This is a genomic window from Candidatus Polarisedimenticolia bacterium (assembly GCA_036001465.1).
GTDB lineage: Bacteria > Acidobacteriota > Polarisedimenticolia > Gp22-AA2 > Gp22-AA2 > Gp22-AA3.
The window spans coordinates 1-19073 of sequence record DASYUH010000103.1 but is presented as its reverse complement, the minus strand read 5'-3'; the positions used below and the strand labels follow the sequence as shown (position 1 = coordinate 19073).

Sequence of the window (19073 nt, the reverse complement as noted above, 5' to 3'; positions counted from 1 at the left end):
CCTAAGCGGGTCCCCGGGCCGGCAGGATGATGGTGAAGACCGTCCCCCGCTCCGGCTTGGACTCGACGTCGATCGAGCCGCCGTGGTCCCGCACGATCCGGCGGACGATCGCCAGCCCGAGACCGGATCCCCTTCCCGTGGTGTAGAACGGCTCGAAGATGCGTGACAGGTGGTCGGCGGCCACACCGGCCCCGTCGTTCGCCACCGCCAAGCGCACCGTCGTCTCTCCGGCCTTGCCGGCCCCCGACCCGGGCCCCATTCCGCCCCCCGACCCGGCCGCGCTCGCGGTCAGGGTGATGCGCGTCATCCCGGCGGCGTGCTTGCGCGCGTTGTCCATCAGGTTCAGGAGGACCTGCACCAGGCGGCTTCGGTCCAGGACGACGGACGGAAGGCCGTCGGCCGCGTGCACCTCCATCGCGGTCGCGTCCCCCGGGTGCTCGTCCCGGTACGTCTCCACCGCTTCGTGCAGCAGGGCCTTGACGTCGGCCGGAGCGAACACCAGCTCCGCGGGACGAGCGAACTGAAGGAGATCGTCCATCAGGGTCGTCATGCGCTTCGTCTCGCGCTCCAGGATGTTCAGCTGCGAGCGGAGATCGGTGCGCTCGGCCAGGCCGTCCGTCAGGACGTAGGCCGCGGCCTGCAGGGCGAAGATCGGGTGGCGGACCTCGTGCGCCACGCCCGCGACCATGTGCCCGTAGGCCGCCATCCGTTCCGACTCCTTCACCGCCAGGGTCGCCTCCCGCACGCGCCCCTCCAGGGTGCGGTTCCACTCCTTCAGCTGATCCTGGGCGATCGTCAGCGCCTCCGTGCGCACCGCGACCAGGGTGGACAGCTCCCGCTGGCGGGTCTCGAGGCGGCGGACCCGCAGGCGGAAGGCCCCCCCTCCGAGGAGGACGACCGAGGCGGCGCACAGGCCGTAGAACCACCAGGTCTGATAGAAGAACGGCTTGATATAGAGATCCAGGGAGGCCCCGGCCTCGTTCCACACGCCGTCGTTGTTGCAGGCGACCACCCGGAAGCGGTGCTGTCCGGGCGGCAGGCGCGTGTAATGGGCGACGCGCTCGGTCCCGGCGTCCACCCAGTCGCGGTCGAGCCCGTCCATGCGGTAGCGGAATCTCATCTTCGCGGGGTCCAGGAAACTCAGGGCGGCGTACTCGAACTCGAACCTCTCCGTTCCGGCCGGCACCGTGACCGGCCCGCCGCCCGCCACATCGCCGCCTGCCGCATCGCCGCCTGCCGCATCGCCGCCCACGGCCTCGCGGCCCGCCGGGCCGGCGAGGCTGCGCCCGTCGGCGACGAGCGTCTCCACGACCACCGCGGGCGGGCGGTCGTTGCGGCGCAGGTGTTTCGGGTCGACCGCCACGATGCCGTCGCCGGTCGGGAACCAGAGACGGCCGTCGCGCCCCTTCCACCCGGCCGGTTGCGAGCCGCCGTTGCACTCGCTCCCCCGGATGCCGCTCGATCGGCCGTAGGGGACGCACTCGATGGGGGGACCGCTTCCGGGGCTGTGCGACTCGAGATCTTTCTTCGAGACGCGGAACACGCCGTCGTTCGAGCTCATCCAGAGATTCCCCAGGTCGTCCTCGAGCACCCGGAACACGGTGTCGCTGCACAGGCCGTCGCGCGCGCGCCAGGCGGTAAACGCCCCGTCCTTGAAGCGATCGAGGCCGCCTCCCTGCGTGCCGATCCAGAGGGTCCCCGCGGCGTCCTCCCACAGCGACGCGACCCGGTCGTCCGACAACCCTTCCTTCGTGGTGTAGGCGGTCACCGTGCCGTCCCGCAGGCTCTTGAGGCCCCCCCCGAACGTGCCGATCCAGAGGGTCCCGCGCGCGTCTTCGTGCAGGGCGGTGACGTACGCCCGCCCCCCGACCACGTCCGGCACGGGGGTCAGAACACCGTCGCGCAGGCGGCGCAGGCCGCGATCGCTCCCGATCCACAAACTCCCGTCACGTCCCGCCTCGAGCGCGCTGACGATGACGCCTCCCTCGGCGTTCCCCTTCGGGAACGAGGCGAACCGGCCGTTCTTCTCCATGCGGCTCAGCCCGCCGCCGGCCGTGCCGAGCCAGATCGTTCCCGCCCCATCCTCGGCGATCGAGATCACCGAGTCGTGCGGCAGCCCGTCCTTCGTGGTGAAGCGCGTGAACGCGCCGTTCCGCAGGCGATAGGCGCCGCCTCCCACCGTCCCGGCCCACACCGAGCCGTCGGTGGACTCGAGGACGGTGGACACCACCCGGGTCGTGAGCCCCTCGGCGATGCCGAACGTCAGGAAATCCCCGTCCTTCAATCTGTGAAGCCCGCCGCCGTTGGTCCCGACCCAGAGGCTTCCCTCGACGTCCTCGCGCAGCGAGTTGACCTCGTCGGCCAGAAGCCCGTTGTCGGCGCGCAGCGCGGCGAAGGTCCCGTCGCGATAGCGCACCAGGCCGCCGCCGCTCGTGCCGATCCACATGGTTCCGTCGCGGTCCGCGCCCAGGGCCATCACCATATCGGACGGCAGGCCCTCCTTCACGGTCACCCGCACGACGCGATCCCCTTCGATGCGTCCCGCCCCCAGGCCCAGCGTGCCGTACCAGAGGGCCCCGTCCGGCCCCGGGGCCACGACGAAGACCCGGCCCGGGACCCCGCGGGCTTCGTCGTACACCGTGAACAGGTCGTCTTTCAGCCGGTAGAGGCGGCCGGCGGCGATCCACAGGCTCCCGTCCGCGGTCTCGCAGAACGACGACCCGCCGGTGACGCCGACTCCCGCCCGGTCCTTGTAGACGCGGCCGCGGCCGTTCTCGAAGATCGCCAGCTCCCCCGCGTTGGCGATCCACAGCGTCCCCTTCCGATCCTGGTAGATCCCCCGCACGTGGTTGGCCGGGAGGCCGTCCTTCGTCGTGTACGACGCGAACCCGTTCCCGGTCCGCGCCATGAGGCCGCCGCGCGTGCCGATCCACAACCGGCCGTCCCGGTCCTCCCGCAGCGCCCAGACGTTGTCGTCCAGAAACGCCGGCGTCGTGCGGGTGTTGAACACGGTGAAGCGGACGCCGTCGAAACGGGCCACGCCATCCTGGGTCGCCAACCACAGGTAGCCGTCGCGCGTCTGGACAATTTCCTTCACGGAGTTCTGCGGCAGGCCGTCGGCTTTCTGCCAGACATCGTGGACGTACTGCGTGACCTGGCGGGCGGGATCGAGCGCCCAGGCGGGGACCACCCCGGACAGGAGGAGCGCGGGGATGAGCGCCTGGCGCAGCGCCGGGAGCCGCGCCGCCACGAGCATGCTGCTGCGCCGGACCGGACGCGGGGCTGAGGACCGCGGGCTTCGGCGCAGGGTCATCGTTCGAAGAGTTCCGCCTGTGGAAGAGCGGCAGGAGTGTATGCGGGGGCATCGGGGTCGTCAAGACTTCGGGGCGCCCGCTTCGGAGCGCTTGACCGGGACGCGGGCACCGGCCTAGTCTGACGCCCGGAGGCCCGATCGGATCCCGATGACGCAGGCGACCCGGAAGATCCTGATCGTCGACGACGACCCGTCGCTCAACGAGGCGCTGGCGGGACTGCTCGCGCACGCCGGCCACCCGGTCTCGTGCGCCGAGACCGGCACGGCGGCGCTCGAGATCGCGACGCGGGTGCCGGTGCGCCTGGCGCTGGTGGACGTCCGGCTCGGCGGGGAGAGCGGGCTCGATCTGCTGCCCCGGCTGCGGGCGCTCCGTCCGGAGATGGCGATCATCATGATGACCGCCCAGGGGAGCATCGAGATGGCGGTGGAGGCGATGCAGCGCGGCGCCGACAACTTCGTCACCAAGCCGCTCGACCCGAAGCGCCTCCTGGCGCTCGTGGAGAAGGGACTGGAGACCTGGGCGCTCAGGAACAGGACGGCCCGGCTCGAGAGACTGGGATCGGGCCGCGCGCCGGCACGGCTGGGGGACTCTCCGGGGATGGCGGCCGCGCTGCGCCTGGCCGAGGCGGTGGCGGGGCGGGACACGACCGTGCTGCTTCTGGGAGAGACCGGCACGGGGAAAGGGATGCTCGCGCGGCACATCCACGCCCTGTCGCCGCGGCGCGCCCAGCCGTTCGTGGAGCTGAACTGCGCCGGACTGCAGAAGGACCTGACGGAGTCCGAGCTGTTCGGCCACGAGCGCGGCTCCTTCACAGGGGCCACGGAAAAGAAGATTGGCCTGTTCGAGGCGGCGGACGGCGGCACGCTCCTTCTGGACGAGATCGGCGAGATGGACTACGGGATCCAGGCGAAGCTCCTGAAGGTCCTGGAGGAGGGGCGCTTCCGGCGCGTGGGCGGCCTGGCAGAGATCGAGGCCGACGTCCGCCTCCTGGCAGCGACCCACCGCGATCTCGATCGCGCGGTGACCCAGGGGGGCTTCCGGCAGGACCTTCTCTACCGCCTGAACGTCTTCGCCATCAGGCTTCCGCCCCTGCGGGATCGGCACGCCGACGTCCTGCCGCTCGCGTATGGTTTTCTGGCCGAGTACCGCGAGGCGGCCGGCCACGCCGTCCCGGGTCCGGCGCCGGCGGACCCGGCGATCTCCGAGGCGGCCGCGCGGCTCCTGCAGTCGTACGCGTGGCCGGGGAACGTGCGGGAGCTGCGCAACGTCATCGAGCGCGCCAGCATCCTGTGCTCCCCGGCGTCGCCGATCCGCCCCGAGCACCTGCCGCCGCTCCAGGCCGGCGCGCCGGCCGCGCCGCGCGGCGCCGCCCTGCCGACCCCCGTTCCGGCGACCACGATCGTGGACGCCGAGAAACGCCTGCTCGAGCAGGCCCTGAAGGCGCGCGGCGGCAACATCCGGGCGGCCGCGCGCGACCTCGGGATCGCCCGCGGCACGCTCTACAGGAAGGCGAAGAAGTACGGCATCGCCCTCGACGCGCCGGAGGGACCGGAATGATGAGTCATGCCATGCGGTCGTCGGTCGTTTCCGCGGCAGTCGCGCTCGCTCTGACGGGGCCCGGGGCCGCGGCGCCACCGGCGGCACCCGCTCCGAAGGCCGCCGGCGCCCCAGCCGCCGATCTGATCGTCACGAACGCCAAGGTGTTCACCGCCGACCCGGCGCGCCCCGAGTGCGCGGCCGTCGCCATCCTCGGCGAGCGGATCGTCGCCGCCGGCAGCCGCGCCGAGATCGAGGCCTGGCGCGGACCCGCGACCCGCGTCATCGATGCCGGCGGACGCCGCGTCGTGCCGGGGTTCAACGATGCCCATGTCCACTTCGTCACGGGCGGCATGGACCTCGACAACGTCGACCTGAAGGACGCCCCCACGCCGGCGGAATTCACCAAGCGCATCGCCGCGCAGGTCGCCCGGACCCCGAAGGGGGAATGGGTCCAGGGCGGCAACTGGGACGAGCAGATGTGGGACCCTGCGACCCTGCCGGACCGGACGCTCATCGACCGGGTCACCGGGGACACGCCGGTCTTCCTCGCCCGCTACGACGGCCACATGGCGCTGGCCAACTCGGCCGCCATCCGGCTGGCCGGGGTCACGGCGAAGACCCCCGACCCTCCGGGCGGGGAGATCGTGCACGACGCCTCGGGCGAGCCTAACGGGCTGTTCAAGGACGCGGCGATGAGCGCCATCTACAAGGTCATCCCGCCGTTCACGCGCGACCAGCGGATGCGGGCGGCGCGCCGGGCCCTGGCCCACGCGGCCCGGCTCGGCGTCACCTCCGTGCAGGACATGAACCCGGAGTACGCCGACATCGCCGTCTACGCCGAGCTGCTCGAGCGCGGCGAGCTGACGGCGCGCATCTACGCCGCTCCTCCCCTGGCCGGCTGGGAGGACCAGGCGAAGATCGGCCTCCGCCGCGCCTTCGGATCGCCGTGGCTCAGGCTGGGGGCCCTGAAGGGATACGCGGACGGGTCGCTCGGCTCGACGACCGCCTACTTCTTCGAGCCGTTCACCGACACGCCCGGGAGCCGCGGACTGCTGTCGGAGGAGATGCAGCCGCTCTCGGGGATGCGCGAGCGCATGACCCGGGCCGACGCCGCCGGCCTGCAGCTGTGCGTCCACGCCATCGGCGACCAGGCGATCTCGATGATCCTCGATCTGTTCGCCGACGTGGCGAAGGCGAACGGCGGGCGGGACCGGCGCTGCCGCATCGAGCACGCCCAGCACGTCGCCCCGAAGGACTTCGAGCGCTTCGCGGCGCAGCACGTCATCGCGTCGATGCAGCCGTACCACGCCATCGACGACGGCCGCTGGGCCGAGAAGCGGATCGGCCCCGAGCGGATCAAGACGACCTACGCCTTCAGGACGTTCCTCGACCGCGGCGTCCGGCTGGCGTTCGGCACCGACTGGAGCGTGGCGCCGCTCGACCCGATGCAGTCGTTGTACGCCGCCGTCACCCGCGCCACGCTCGACGGCAAGAACCCCGGCGGCTGGGTGCCGGAGCAGAAGATCTCCATCAGAGAGGCGGTCGAGGCGTACACGCTCGGCTCCGCCTGCGCCGAGTTCCAGGAGAAGGAGAAGGGCTCGATCGCCCCCGGCAAGCTGGCGGACCTGGTGATCCTCAGCGACGACATCTTCGCGATCGACCCGAAGACGATCAAGAACGTCACGGTCAGGGCCACCATCGCGGGGGGCAGGGTCGTCCACCAGGCGGGGCCCTGAATCGACGGCGCCTCGGCTGGGCGAAGCGGTATAATCCCCGCCGCCATGCAGCCCGTAAACCGATCGTTTCTCTCAGGAGGTTCTATGCTCCGCAAACCGTCAGGGACCCTGTTGACCGCCGCCGCCGTCGTGCTGCTCGGCACGCCCGCGCTGGCGGGGAATGAGCCGCCCCAGATGACCCCCGAGCAGAAGGCCGAGATGGAGGCGTACGCGAAGGCCGGCGCGATAGGCCCGCAGCATCAATCCATGGCCGCCATGGCCGGCACCTACAAGATGGCGATCAAGAGCTGGCACGAGCCGGGTGGGCCCCCCATGGAGGAGACCGGGACCGCGACGCGCAAGATGGTGATGGATGGTCGCGTCATGGTCGAGGACGTGAACAGCTCGATGATGGGGACCCCCTTCACCGGCCATGGCATGCGGGGCTTCGACAACGTCTCCGGCAAGTACTGGTCGACCTGGATGGACAGCATGTCGACCGGACTCATGGTGAGCACGGGGACCTGCGACGCCAAGAAGACCTGCACCTTCACCGGCAGCTGGAACGATCCGGTCAAGAAGGGCCCGATCACGGCGCGGATGACCACCCGCTGGACGAGCCCGACGACCGAGGTCTTCGAGATGTATGCCCCGGGCAAGGACGGCAAGGAAATGAAGATGATGGAGATCACCTACACCAAGTCCTAGCTCGAGCGGGCGGCGCCTCACAGTCCACGAGGGGCGCCGCCCGCCCCGGCGCGCCGAGCACCCGTGGCAGCGCCGCGCAATCTGCTTCGCACCCGCGCAGCACCCCGAGATGTCCGGCATCCAGAAATTCCCTTAAGGGAAATCCCCAGCCCCATTTCAGGGCTTCTTCCCATCGACCCCCTTCGACTCTCGCGCTAGCCTGTCCCGACATCGTACGAGCGGCTGCCGTTTTTCCAGGACGTCTTCTACGGGAGGACACCTATGGATGGCTTCTTGCGCTCTCGCATGCTGACCTCCTCGGACCCGGCCCCGGCAATTTCCGACGTTGCATCGCGCGCCGGGGCCCTGCACGAGATCTTCGAGATCCAGGCCGACGCCAGGCCGCAGGCGGTCGCCGTCGACTGCGGCGGGGAGCGTACGACCTACGCCGACCTCGAGGGCCGCGCGAACCGGCTGGCCCGGCACCTGCTCGGTCGCGGCGTGACCCGCGGATCGATCGTCGCGATGATGTTGCCGAGATCGATCGACGCGTATGCCGCCATCCTGGCGATCCTCAAGTCGGGGGCGGCGTACGTGCCGATCGATCCGGAGTACCCGGCCGACCGCGTGGCCTGCATCCTGGAGGATTCCGGCGCCCGCGCGCTGGTGACGACCAGGGCCCTGGCGGGACCGCACGCGGTCCCCGGTCGCGAGGTCATCTGCGTCGATGCCGATCGCGACTGGATCGGGGCCGAGCCGTCGGCGCGGCTGGAGCCGGGCGCGGCCGGGGCCGGACCGCGGGATCTCTGCTACATCATCTATACCTCCGGATCGACCGGCCGCCCCAAGGGAGTGATGATCGAGCACCGGAGCGCCGTCCACCTGGTGCGCGCCGAGAGCCGCATCTACGGCGTGAGGCCCGACGACCGGGTCTTCCAGGGGGCCTCGCTCGCCTTCGACCTCTCGATCGAGGAGATCTGGCTGGCATTCCAGGCGGGGGCGACGCTCGTCCCGGCGACCGGCGCCATGTTGCACGCGGGGCCGGACCTGTCGCGCCTGCTCGCCGAGCGCGGCGTGACGGTCCTCTCGACCGTGCCGACGCTCCTGACGATCCTCGCCGAGGACATCCCGACGCTGCGGCTGCTCATCCTCGGCGGGGAGGCGTGTCCCCCGCATCTCGTCGATCTCTGGTCGCGCCGGGGGCGGCGCATCGTGAACACCTATGGGCCGACGGAGACCACCGTCATCGCGACCTGCGCCGAGCTCGCTCCCGGCCGGCCCGTGACCATCGGCCGCGCCATCCCCGGCTACCGCGTCCACCTTCTCGACGAAAGGCTACGGCCGGTCCCCCCCGGCGAGGCGGGCGAGATCTGCATCGGCGGCATCGGCGTCGCGCGCGGCTACGTGAACCGCCCGGACGAGACGCGGGCGCGCTTCGTGCCGGACCGGCTCGCGGCCGACGGGGTCGCGCCCGGGGAGCCCGTCGCCGCGCGCCTGTACCGCACCGGCGACCTGGGGCGGCTCGATGCGCGGGGGGACATCGAGTTTCTCGGGCGCCTCGACGGACAGGTGAAGCTCCGCGGCTTCAGGGTGGAGCTCCAGGAGATCGAAGCGGTCCTGGCGGAGGGAGAGGGCGTCCGCGCGGCCGCCTGCGCCGTGCGCGAGGACCCGCCCGGCGTGCAGCAGCTGGTCGGCTACATCGTCCCGAAGAACGGCCACGTGGACGAAACGCGGCTTGTCGCTCACCTTCGGACCCGGCTGCCGGCCTACATGGTGCCGGCGACGATCGAGACGATCGGCGAGCTGCCGCGCCTTCCGAGCGGCAAGCTCGACCGCGCCTCGCTCCCGCCGCCGCGCGGGAGGAGCGCGCGGCAGGAAGTCGCCGAGCGGGAGAACGGAGGCGGGCGATCGCGGACGGACACGGACGCGGCACGGTCACGCACGTCCACCGAAAGGAGCATCGCGGAAGTCTGGAGCGCCCTCTTCCGCCCGCATGACGTCTCCCTGGACGACGACTTCTTCCTCGACCTGGGGGGCCACTCGCTGCTGGTCGCGAAGATGGTCTCGGAGCTGCGCCGCGATCCGCGCTTCGCGTCCGTCTCGGTGATCGATGTCTACGAGCACCCGACGATCAGGAAGCTCGCCTCGGCGCTCGACATCGCGTCGCGCCGCAACGGGCCGCCGCGCGCGTCCGATCCGTCTGCCGCCTGGCGGGCGCCTGCGCGCCCCGGCTCGGGCGGCGCCGGCCCGGCCCGCCACCGCCTGGCGGGTGCCCTCCAGGCGCTCGGGCTGTACGTCGTGTCCGGCTTCCATGTTCTCCAGTCGATCACGCCGTACCTCGTCTTCTTTCTTCTCCTGGAGAACGGCGCGCCGGCGCTCCAGGCCGCCGTCTGGGGCGTGGGTTGCAGCCTGCTCGTCTTCCCGGCGCTCGTCCTGGTCGCCGTCGCGGCCAAGTGGACCCTGCTCGGGCGCATCCGGCCGGGCCGCCATCCTCTCTGGGGCTGGTACTACGTGCGCTGGTGGCTCGTGCAGGCCCTGGTCGCGTCGCTCCCCCTGGACTACCTTTTCGGGACGCCGCTCCTGCCGTTCGTCTACCGCCTCCTCGGCGCACGGATCGGGAAGGACGTCCATCTCGCCACCGATCGATTCGCCGCCTTCGACCTGGTGGCGATCGGCGACGGCGCGTCGATCGACCACGACGCGTCGCTTCCGGGCTACACGGTCGAGGACCAGGAGCTGGTCCTCGGGCCGACGCGCGTCGGCGCCCGGTGCTTCGTGGGGACGCGGTCGATGCTTTCCGACGGTGTGGTGATGGAGGATGGGGCGCGGCTCGACGATCTGTCGCTCCTCCCCCGCGGCGCGCGAGTCCCGGCCGGCGAAACCTGGGCCGGCTCGCCGGCGCGTCCCGTCCGGGGGCCGGTGAAGCCGGTTGCGCCGCCCCCGGCGCGCTCACCGCTTCGTCGCGCCGCGAGCACGGCGCTTTACGCGGCGCTCGTGCCGGTCCTGCCGGTCCTCCTGCTCGTCGCCTTCGTGCCGGGGGTCTCCCTCCTGACCCGGCTCGATCCGTTCGCCCAGCCGCTCCTGTACCTGGCGGCGACTCCGCTCGTCGGCGCGTCGTTCGTCCTGCTCCTCACGGCCGAGGTGGTGCTGCTCAAGTGGCTCCTCGTCGGACGCGTTCGAGCCGGCACGTACCCGCTGCACGGCGGGTTCTACGTGCGGCACTGGATCGTGGATCAGCTGCTGGCCATGAGCCTCGATCACGTCGGTCAGCTGCACGCGACGCTCTACCTCGCGCCGTGGTACCGCGCGCTCGGCGCCCGGCTCGGCCGGTCCGTCGAGCTGTCGACGGCCTCGCTGACGACCCCCGACCTCCTCGACATCGGCGACGAGTGCACGATCGCCGACGAGGTGTCGCTCGGCGAGCCGCGCGTCGAGGGGGGCTGGATGACGACGGCGCCGACCCGCCTCGGCCGCCGCGTCTTCATCGGCAACAGCGGCGTGGTGCCGTCGGGCCTGGCGGTCGGCGACGGCTCGCTCATCGGCGTCCTGTCGATCGCCCCCGGCGATCCGAGCGCGGCGGCCCGCACGGGCGCCTCGTGGCTCGGCTCGCCGCCGATCCTGCTGCCGCGCCGGGAGACGAGCAAGGCGTTCTCCGAGACGAAGACGTTCCACCCGGGCAGGCGCCTCCGCCTGGCCCGGGCCGCCTTCGAGATCCTGCGCGTGACCCTGGTCCCGGCGGGATTCATCGTCGTCATGGCGGCGACCGTCAGGACGGCCCTCGGGCTCCGGGGCACGCTCGGCGCCGGCGCCACCCTCGCGCTCCTGCCCATCGTCTACGCCGCCGTCTGCGCCCTGGTGCTCGGCGGCGTGGTGCTGGTGAAATGGGCCCTCATGGGGCGCTTCCGACCGTTCGTCCGCCCGCTGTGGACGCCGTTCATCTGGCGGCTGGAGCTGGCGAACGCCCTGTACGAGTTCCTCTCGACACCGCTCGCCCTCGACGCGCTGCAGGGGACGCCGTTCCTCCCCTTCTATCTGCGGCTCCTCGGCGCGCGGATCGGGCGCCAGGTCTATCTCCACACCACGGGCTTTCTGGAGTTCGACCTCGTCGACGTCGGGGATCGCGCCGCGCTGAACGAGGACTGCGTCGTGCAGACACACCTGTTCGAGGACCGGGTGCTGAAGGCCTCCGGGGCGCGCATCGGCGCGGACGCGGTGGTGGGATCGTGCTCGGTCGTCCTGTACGACTCGGAGATGGAGGCCGGCTCGTCCCTCGACGCGCTGTCGCTTCTGATGAAGGGGGAGCGCCTCCCCGCCGGCACGGCCTGGACCGGCCTGCCGGCCGCCGCGCGCATCGAGGACGAGGCGCCGATGGACGATGCCGCCGCGTAGCGTCGTCGGGAAGCTGCCCCCCATCCTTGCCGCCCTGTTCATCCTGGCGGCGCTCCCCCGCCCCGTCCTGGCCGAGGCGGAGACCGAGCTCGAGATGCGGGCCGCCTCGACCGAGTACCGCTTCGTCGATCTCAACCACAGCTTCGACAGCGGCCTGGTCTTCGACGCCCTGTACACCGGCGAGCCGGGGATGGACGAGCTTCACGTGGGGCTGGGCTACGACCTCTCGTCGTCCGAGCGCTCCAGCGTGATCCCGATCGTCTACGCCGGCTTCGGGCGCCAGTACGGCGAGCGGGGCGCCACGCTCGGGGCCCTCATCTACGTCGAGCGCGAGAAAGCGCGTTTCCAGTGCTTCCTGGGGCACTTCTTCCCGGTACGCGGCGAGGTCTCCGCCTACACCTTCGTGGACACGCTCGACTGGACCCGTGTGATCCGGCGCTTCGAGGTCGGGGCCTCGGCGTCGGCCTACGAATACGAGGGAGAGATCGTCCGCGTCATCGGTCCGGTCTTCAAGTGGAACGACCACCAGGGGACGTGGGCGGCCTCGGCCCGTTTCGGCGACGAGAGCGAGTTCCGCCTCGTCCGGTCGCTCGTGTTCTAGGGCCAATTTTCGACCCGCCATGCTGCCGTCTGTGCTCGAGAAGCTGGCCTTCGGCGGGGCGTCGATCGCGCTGTTCGCGTGCCACCGCATCGCAGGGCCGGTTCTCGTCGGCGGCCTGATCGACCTCGGCCTGGCCGTGGCATTCGTTCTGGCCTACAGATCGATTCCCCCGTCGGGAAGCACATAGATCCGGCGGGCCAGGCCCGAGTCGAGCGTCTCCTTCCGGTAGTACCTCCCGAGCACTCCCCCGTCCCAGGTTTTCAGATCCGGGTTGGCGGCGATGAACTCCTCCCACGACCGGGGTCGTCCGCCGCGCTCCATGCGCTCGTGGATCAGGAACAGATAGGCCCAGGTGATCGTCTCGTGATACCGGTCGGGCTTGCCGGCCGCGGCGGCGAAGCGCTTCAGCCCCGCGGTGTACCGCTCCAGCGCCTGCACGAGCGGCAGCCGGGACAGGTAGAGCCAGGCCAGCCGGACGTGATCGACGTGGTGGAAGCGGTCCTCGGGGAGGGTGCAGTCTTCGAACCGCTCGATGAGCTCGCGATCGTCCACGGCCATGCCCCTCTCAACCGACCGGCCCGGCGGGGATCGGGCCGCGTCCGTCCGCGAGCGGGCCTCGCCCGCCGCGGTGCGCCAGGACGACCAGCACGGCGGAGGCGTAGACCAGGAGCGCGGCCGGGTTCTGGCCGTGCGCGAGATGAATGACGGCGGCCGCGGCCAGGACGGCGAGCAGCAGGATCGCCCCGATCCGCGCGCACGGCGGGATGAGGAACAGGACCGCCGCGACGATCTCGCTCCAGGCGATCGTCAGCCGGGCCCACGCCGGAGGAAGAGCGTGGGCCGTGGCGGCGGATCGGGCGTGCGCCACCTCCAGGCACGCCCCGAGAAGCAGGACCGCGCCGAGCACCACGCGCAGCACCGCGATCGACACGTCTCTGCGGTCAAGGCTCACGCGTCCTTCTCCACCAGGCGATGACTGTCCGACGAATCGAGGGTCAGGCCGTAGATCCGCTTGATGTCGGCGATGCGGCGCAGCGAATCGCCGCCGAACGCCGGCTTGCCGTCGAAGGCATGCAGCACGATCCCCTCGAGAAGATCCCCGAGGGAGATGTCGTGGTACTCCGCCAGCGCCTTCAGGACCTTGAGGATCTTCTTCTCGAGGCGGAGCCCGGTCTGCACCCGCTCCACGACCGGGCGGGCCCGCGCGGCCGTCCCCTTGCGCTTGGTCTGCGGCATCGGTCCGATCCTCCCGTGGCTGGCCCACCGTTACAATGGTACCACGGTAACACATGAGGCGGGCGCGGGTCACCCTGAATATTGTGGGTTTCCATGTCCCCGTTCGGCCTGACACCGCGGAACATCCAGATCCGCGACAGCGCGCGAACCCGACGCTCGATCTCCACGCCGATCAACCTTCTCCCCGAGTTTCACATCTACGTCTGGAGCAGGGTCTCCTGGTTCGAGATCCAGGACGGCAAGCCGCAGCACAGCGACGCGGGGGAAGCGGGCCACGAGGGCCCCCGATCAGCGCAACACAGTCACCACCAGGACAAGTTCGGTGAGCTTCGCCCTGGGAAGCTGCATGCCGTTCGTCACCTGCTGGTAGATGAGCTTCGCCGCTCGTACCTCCCAGACGGCCCATGCCTGGTTCGTCGCGGGGTTGAGCGAGAAGCTCTCCTCGTAGAGGGTGTAGTTCGTCGTGAGAGTTCTGGTCGGTCCGTAGTATTCGGACGCGGACGCGCCGATGACCAGACCGGCTTTCCCAGACCAGCCCGAGCCGGATCCCTTCTTGGCGACCCATCTCACCTTCACATTTGTGACGATGTCGGTGTCGAGGAGTTGATCGGCGGTCGTGAAGACCTCCCTCAGTCCGGCCGTGGTCAACGTGAGGGTGCTCGTATCGCCGTCGTGGGGGTCGTCATCCACGTTCAGATAATGAGAGCCGGCCGGTGATGGCGTCCCCTGGTTCGGCCCGGCGTCCGAATTCGGTCGTTCGACCAGGACGTACTGGGTTGTCGGGCAGACAGCCGTGTCGGCGGCGTCGATCAGGCCGTTGCAGTTGTTGTCCTTGGTATCGGTGCACGTTGGGTGACCGGCCGGCCCTTCAGTCCGGCCTTGATTTTCCTGCCAGTCGGTGTCATCGCAGTCAACAGTTGGACAGAAGGTGTTTACGCACGACGAGCAGCTGGCAGCGTACCCGTCCTCATCGGCGTCCGTGCACGGAGGCACTCCGTAGAGCACCACTTGGTCCAGCTCCAGCCTGTCCGTCTGCATGTCACTCCCCGTGCGTTTGCTGTCCTGGGCCCGAACGCATACGACGGGGTTCGTCAGTGTCCCCAGCGACGCGCTCTGAAACTGGTTGTCGTCGGTCGTCTTGACGACAGTCAGAATGTCCGTCTGCGCAGGGGGATAAGTGTCCGTATTGGTGCATGTCGACCCGGCCGCCTTGGTCAGGAAGCTGAACTTGAAGTCGTCAACCGAGTTCCCCCCGCCGGCGATCTTGCGTCCCTCGACTCGAAGCTGATAAGGCTTCCCGATCGGAACATTGTTGAAGGTCCACACCTTGGTCAATTTGCGGGGGTTCCCAGTAGTTTGCTCGGATAGGGTTTCATAGGAATTATCGGAAAGCCTCAAATTCCCGACCACCCCCGACACGCTACCTTCGGTGACCGTAATCTGACTGCTGATGTCGGTGTTGGCGTCGGCGCAATCAGGAGTCCCATCCGCGTCGGAATCCGCAAAGCCCTCCGCAAGAGGTCCACAGGTGATCGTCCCCTCAAACACCCCATCGCCGATGGTCGACGCATACAGTCTGTGGGTGTCGGGGCTCGTGTAGAGCCGTCCGTGGCCGAGGTTCATCAGGCCGGTGTTTTGCAGCGGGACCGTCCACGAGTCTCCGCCATCCACGCTCTTGTAGATGCCGGCGTTCTGTCCGGGGAGAGGATTGTTGCCCCCACCTTGTCCCACGTAGGCGTAGACGATGGAACCGTCGGTGGTGGCACGCGAGACGGCCAATCCCGTCACCACGGGTTGCCAAACCTCCTTCACCCAGGTCCACGTCGACCCCGTGTCACATACCCCGTCTGCGGGAGATGTATCGGGGCAGGTCCCACGGTAAATGCCACCATCACCGATATAGCTCCCCGCCAGATCAGAGGTGTCGCCGTTCCCGTGCCAGGTACTTGCCAGGATTGTGGTCGAGTTCACGAATACCAGGTCGGTGATCGGCTCCCTGTCCATACCATTGTCGGTACCAGTATTGGGATTGCTGATCCGGACCCACTGATTCTCACTATCTTTGGATTCCCAGATCCCGGTTTCTAGCGCGACAGCCGCCGTGCCGTTGTAGAGCGGGTTGCCGAAGGTTACGTAAAGGCGGCCGTGTGTCGGTTCCTGATAGATGCGATAGGCTTTCCAGCAGATGCCATCGTTGCCGCAGGCGGGCACGACGGGCGTCGAATTGGGGTCGATCCAATTGGAATTGTTCGGACACGCCACTCCACCCAAGCAAGTCCACGTGCTGCCTTCACCGGCAGCCTTATAGACTCCTCGTCCGTAGACCGCCGCGTAAAAGGCCCCGCCCGATTTCACTACGTCGATGTGGCCGGTAGTGTGTGGGAATGAATTTCCCACGGCACTCCAGGTCCAGGTGGGCATCGCTTCAGGAGAGGCGCCGGCTGCATAGACTCCCTTGGCGACTCCACCATGTGTCGTGTTGTCCTCAATAAATCGGCCGGTCCCACCGTTGCTGGTGGCAACATAGATGGTGTTCGGGTCTGAATCGAGAACGATGGAGGTGGCCGCATCTCCAAGCACGCTAATCGAGCCCCACTGCCAACCTTCAGGGCTGAAACTCGCTCCTCCGCTGTAACTCACCATTAATCGATTGTCGTCGTCTCCATAGAACAGCCAGTTGCGGCCAGGGGCGCGGTTGTCGCCGGCGACCGGATAGGTGAAAACATCATTGGTGTCCCCGTTCCCCATCCAGGTCCCTTTGGGCGAACCTGCATCGTACCGAGTCGAATTCATTTCCGTCCAAGTGTTCCCGCCATCCGTGGTCTTGACCGTTCCCCAGTAGAGCGTCTGGTGCCCGGTCGGCCCGCTTCCGATTCCGAGAGACCAGACGGTGTATGAACCTGCCCTGGCTGCATGATGGCCATTTGCCACCGAAATCTCTTTCGAGCCGCTGAAGGGACAATCCGCCTGACAGGACATATACGTCTCGCCACCATCGCAGCTCTCGTTGCCACAACAGGGCGAGGTCTGACAGTCAAGAGGACAGGTGTTGCAGTTCTCTCCGTTCGTCGCACCGCCTCCGCCGCAGACACCATCACCGCAGACCGGGGCGGCGCCGAAGTTGTTGACGACGTTGTCATGCCACGAGGCCCGGGTTACGTGCGTCCAGGTCGCTCCGCCGTCGACCGTCTTCCAGACCCCTCCAGCATCAGCCGTACGCAGGTCGACGAACAAGTCCTGAAACGTACCCCCTCGCGTTCCAGCGTAAATTGTATTGACGTCAGTCGGATCAACGACGATGTCGGAGTACCCGATCGCGTAAGAACCTGGTGCCCTGCCGGCATATTTCGGCAGCATCCGCGCCGGTTTGAGCGAAATATTATCCATCCAGGTCGTTCCACCCGGACTGGGATGAATGTTGATCTCGATCGTAACGGCTTCATCCGGCCTTCGGAGCAGCGTTTCCATGCGCACCCACTTGTGGTCGGTGGAGAGAGGAGGATCGGGGCTGTTCACGCTCTGGTAGATTGGCGACACGGCCGAGCCATCCGGAAATTGGACGGGCTGCCCACCAGCGTTGCGCCAGGTCACGTCGATGAGGGCGATGTCTCCGATCGCCTGCGAATACGAGAAGTAGGCAGTCATCTTGTAGAGACTCGCCGCCTGCACGTTGATCACTGCGTTGCTGTCGAGATTGCCAGCAGAATCAATCCTGATGACGGAGTTCCCTGGAAACTCGGTCGTGTCGAGATGGACCGTGTTGGGAGTAGCGGTTGTCCAATCCTGCGCCGGAATGGTGGGATCCTCGGGCGGACCGGGCGTATCAAAGCCGAGGTTTGGCAACAACTCCTCCTGGCCATCTGTACCATTGATGGGAGACCAGGTTGCTCCCCAATCTGCGCTTTTGTATGCCCCTCCGAACCGGTCAAGGGTGCAGAGTTCGTTCTGTACGGGGCAGAGCAGATCCAGGAATGACATAGCCCCTTCCACGGGCGTCGTTCGTACTGCCATGAATAGCTGGCCTGTTGCCCTGTGCAAAGTGAGATTGCTGCACTGGATGGTCGCCGGTAGCCCGGCCGACACAGGGTCAATACGCGTCCAGTTTTGAGCACCATCGTCGCTTCTGAAAAGCCCCGACTGCTGGGAGTTGGGGGCGTAGGGGTCGTTCGTATCGGCGCACGCGATGATCTTGTCGTTTTCACCTGGTTTGATCACAAGGGAGCGGATGACGCCTGCGCCCACAGGCAATTCAGATGTTTGGAAAGGACCACCCTCCCAGGCATCGCTGGTTCTGAAGACCCTCGGACCATGAACCGCGTCAATCGGACCTCCATACGAATAGACGATAAGTGGATTCTCAGCGACCACGCCACCCGCTCCAGCGACGGTGGTAGGGGCGAGGTGCATCTGCCAGGTCCGTCCCGCATCCGTGCTCTTGGCCGGCCCGAAGTAAACTATGTGCTGTCTCCCGGCATGCCAATCGAATCCGAATCCGGCATGCGCGCTGCTGCCAATCCCACCGACCCAATTGGGCGCCACTACAATCTGGTTTGCCATCTTCCAGGTCTGCCCCCCATTACCTGACCAGAAGAAGCCGCCGACGTCAGAAGACATCAGGACGATGTTGGGGTCTGCGGGGCTGACGGCGGTGTTGACCATGTTCCCACCACCGCCGGGGCCAATGTTTTTCCACTGAATCGTGTCCGCGGCGCGCAACGCGCTGGAGGACAGGTGTGCGATCAGGCAGAGCACGAACCCCAGGTACACGACCATCACGCGGCTTCGAGGCATGCGATCTCCTTGGGGGACGCGGCAGGGAGCATTGCCATAGAGAATGCCCGAGTGGGTGGAGGAGTGAGGCTTCTCAAGAACCGACACTGGGAGTGAATGACCATTGAGACCATAGTCCTTGGGGCAGGCATTCCGCAAAATGAAACAGGGCCGTGCCTGACTTGCAAAGTTGCAGCTTCTATACTCTTGCACGACACAGCTGTCAACAGGGCGGCCCGGAATTGAAGGGGAATGATGCGCACGAGTCCGCTATAATGTTTTCTTCCAATGGAATCTTGCGTGCTGACACCGCGGAACATCCAGATCCGTGACAACTTCGACGCCATTGCGCCGAGGTACGACCTCACGAACCGGGTCCTGTCGCTCGGCATCGACCTGCACTGGCGCAGGGTGGCGGTGCGGCAGTTGCGCGGCATGCCGGACGACGGGACCGTGCTCGACCTGGCGTGCGGCACCTGCGACCTGGCGATCGAGGTGCTTCGGCAGTGTCGGAAGGCGCGGGTCGTGGGCGCGGACCTGAGCCGCGTCATGCTGGCGCTGGCGCGGAAGAAGGTCGCGCAGCGGCTTGGCGGGCAGCCCGGCCCCATCTCTCTGGTCAACGCCCCCGCCGAGGCGCTGCCGTTCGGCGACGCGTCGTTCGACGCCGTGACCATCGCCTTCGGCATCCGGAACGTGCCCGACTTCAAGGCCGGTCTCAGGGAGATGCTGCGGGTGCTGCGTCCCGGCGGCCGCGCCTGTATACTGGAGTTCTCGACCCCCCCGTCGAAACTGTGGTGGAAGATGTACAACTTCTATTTCTTC

The 19073-nt window shown here is 68.2% G+C and carries 12 protein-coding genes; 7 read left to right on the top strand and 5 right to left on the bottom strand.

The features are described from left to right. Window position 1 precedes the first annotated feature (1 nt). Complete coding sequence (locus VGV60_17855) at window positions 2–3256, bottom strand: two-component regulator propeller domain-containing protein (GenBank protein HEV8703140.1); 3255 nt, start codon at window positions 3254–3256, stop codon at window positions 2–4. A gap of 205 nt (window positions 3257–3461) precedes the next feature. Between VGV60_17855 and VGV60_17850 the strand changes: the two genes are divergently transcribed. The 6 genes from VGV60_17850 to VGV60_17825 all read left to right on the top strand — a co-directional run bounded on the left by VGV60_17850 (window position 3462) and on the right by VGV60_17825 (window position 12432). Beyond that, window positions 3462–4871, top strand: coding sequence for a sigma-54 dependent transcriptional regulator (locus VGV60_17850; protein ID HEV8703139.1), 1410 nt, complete (start codon window positions 3462–3464; stop codon window positions 4869–4871). After that, window positions 4868–6589, top strand: a complete 1722-nt coding sequence (locus VGV60_17845; GenBank protein HEV8703138.1) for an amidohydrolase — start codon at window positions 4868–4870, stop codon at window positions 6587–6589. The genes VGV60_17850 and VGV60_17845 overlap by 4 nt, the downstream gene beginning before the upstream one ends. 84 nt (window positions 6590–6673) lie before the next feature. Further along, window positions 6674–7276, top strand: a complete 603-nt coding sequence (locus VGV60_17840) for a DUF1579 domain-containing protein (protein HEV8703137.1) — start codon at window positions 6674–6676, stop codon at window positions 7274–7276. Between the two features lie 273 nt (window positions 7277–7549). Next, complete coding sequence (locus tag VGV60_17835) at window positions 7550–11644, top strand: Pls/PosA family non-ribosomal peptide synthetase (GenBank protein HEV8703136.1); 4095 nt, start codon at window positions 7550–7552, stop codon at window positions 11642–11644. Further along, window positions 11631–12245 (top strand): hypothetical protein, encoded by a 615-nt coding sequence (locus VGV60_17830; protein HEV8703135.1) that lies wholly within the window; start codon window positions 11631–11633, stop codon window positions 12243–12245. Before VGV60_17835 ends, VGV60_17830 begins: the two co-directional genes overlap by 14 nt. 19 nt (window positions 12246–12264) lie before the next feature. Further along, on the top strand, window positions 12265–12432 hold the full coding sequence (locus VGV60_17825) for a hypothetical protein (protein ID HEV8703134.1): 168 nt from the start codon (window positions 12265–12267) through the stop codon (window positions 12430–12432). Here the strand turns inward: VGV60_17825 and VGV60_17820 are convergent. The 4 genes from VGV60_17820 to VGV60_17805 all read right to left on the bottom strand — a co-directional run bounded on the left by VGV60_17820 (window position 12399) and on the right by VGV60_17805 (window position 18272). Then, window positions 12399–12803, bottom strand: a complete 405-nt coding sequence (locus tag VGV60_17820; GenBank protein HEV8703133.1) for a hypothetical protein — start codon at window positions 12801–12803, stop codon at window positions 12399–12401. The genes VGV60_17825 and VGV60_17820 overlap by 34 nt on opposite strands. Window positions 12804–12810: 7 nt before the next feature. Continuing rightward, window positions 12811–13197, bottom strand: coding sequence for a hypothetical protein (locus VGV60_17815; GenBank protein HEV8703132.1), 387 nt, complete (start codon window positions 13195–13197; stop codon window positions 12811–12813). Further along, window positions 13194–13481 carry a hypothetical protein gene (locus tag VGV60_17810; GenBank protein ID HEV8703131.1) on the bottom strand — a complete coding sequence of 96 codons (288 nt, stop codon included), beginning with the start codon at window positions 13479–13481 and terminating at the stop codon, window positions 13194–13196. Before VGV60_17810 ends, VGV60_17815 begins: the two co-directional genes overlap by 4 nt. Window positions 13482–13769: 288 nt before the next feature. Then, window positions 13770–18272 carry a sialidase family protein gene (locus VGV60_17805; GenBank protein ID HEV8703130.1) on the bottom strand — a complete coding sequence of 1501 codons (4503 nt, stop codon included), beginning with the start codon at window positions 18270–18272 and terminating at the stop codon, window positions 13770–13772. A 279-nt stretch (window positions 18273–18551) separates the two neighbouring features. Between VGV60_17805 and VGV60_17800 the strand changes: the two genes are divergently transcribed. Further along, the coding region (locus VGV60_17800) for a ubiquinone/menaquinone biosynthesis methyltransferase (protein ID HEV8703129.1) at window positions 18552–19073 on the top strand (522 nt) is incomplete at its 3' end.

Excerpts from the sequence above, each read along its gene's own strand:
- VGV60_17855 (HEV8703140.1), bottom strand. The coding sequence starts at position 3,256 with ATGCTCGTGGCGGCGCGGCTCCCGGCGCTGCGCCAGGCGCTCATCCCC.
- VGV60_17850 (HEV8703139.1), top strand. The coding sequence starts at position 3,462 with ATGACGCAGGCGACCCGGAAGATCCTGATCGTCGACGACGACCCGTCG.
- VGV60_17845 (HEV8703138.1), top strand. The coding sequence starts at position 4,868 with ATGATGAGTCATGCCATGCGGTCGTCGGTCGTTTCCGCGGCAGTCGCG.
- VGV60_17840 (HEV8703137.1), top strand. The coding sequence starts at position 6,674 with ATGCTCCGCAAACCGTCAGGGACCCTGTTGACCGCCGCCGCCGTCGTG.
- VGV60_17830 (HEV8703135.1), top strand. The coding sequence starts at position 11,631 with ATGCCGCCGCGTAGCGTCGTCGGGAAGCTGCCCCCCATCCTTGCCGCC.
- VGV60_17825 (HEV8703134.1), top strand. The coding sequence starts at position 12,265 with ATGCTGCCGTCTGTGCTCGAGAAGCTGGCCTTCGGCGGGGCGTCGATC.
- VGV60_17820 (HEV8703133.1), bottom strand. The coding sequence starts at position 12,803 with ATGGCCGTGGACGATCGCGAGCTCATCGAGCGGTTCGAAGACTGCACC.
- VGV60_17810 (HEV8703131.1), bottom strand. The coding sequence starts at position 13,481 with ATGCCGCAGACCAAGCGCAAGGGGACGGCCGCGCGGGCCCGCCCGGTC.
- VGV60_17805 (HEV8703130.1), bottom strand. The coding sequence starts at position 18,272 with ATGCCTCGAAGCCGCGTGATGGTCGTGTACCTGGGGTTCGTGCTCTGC.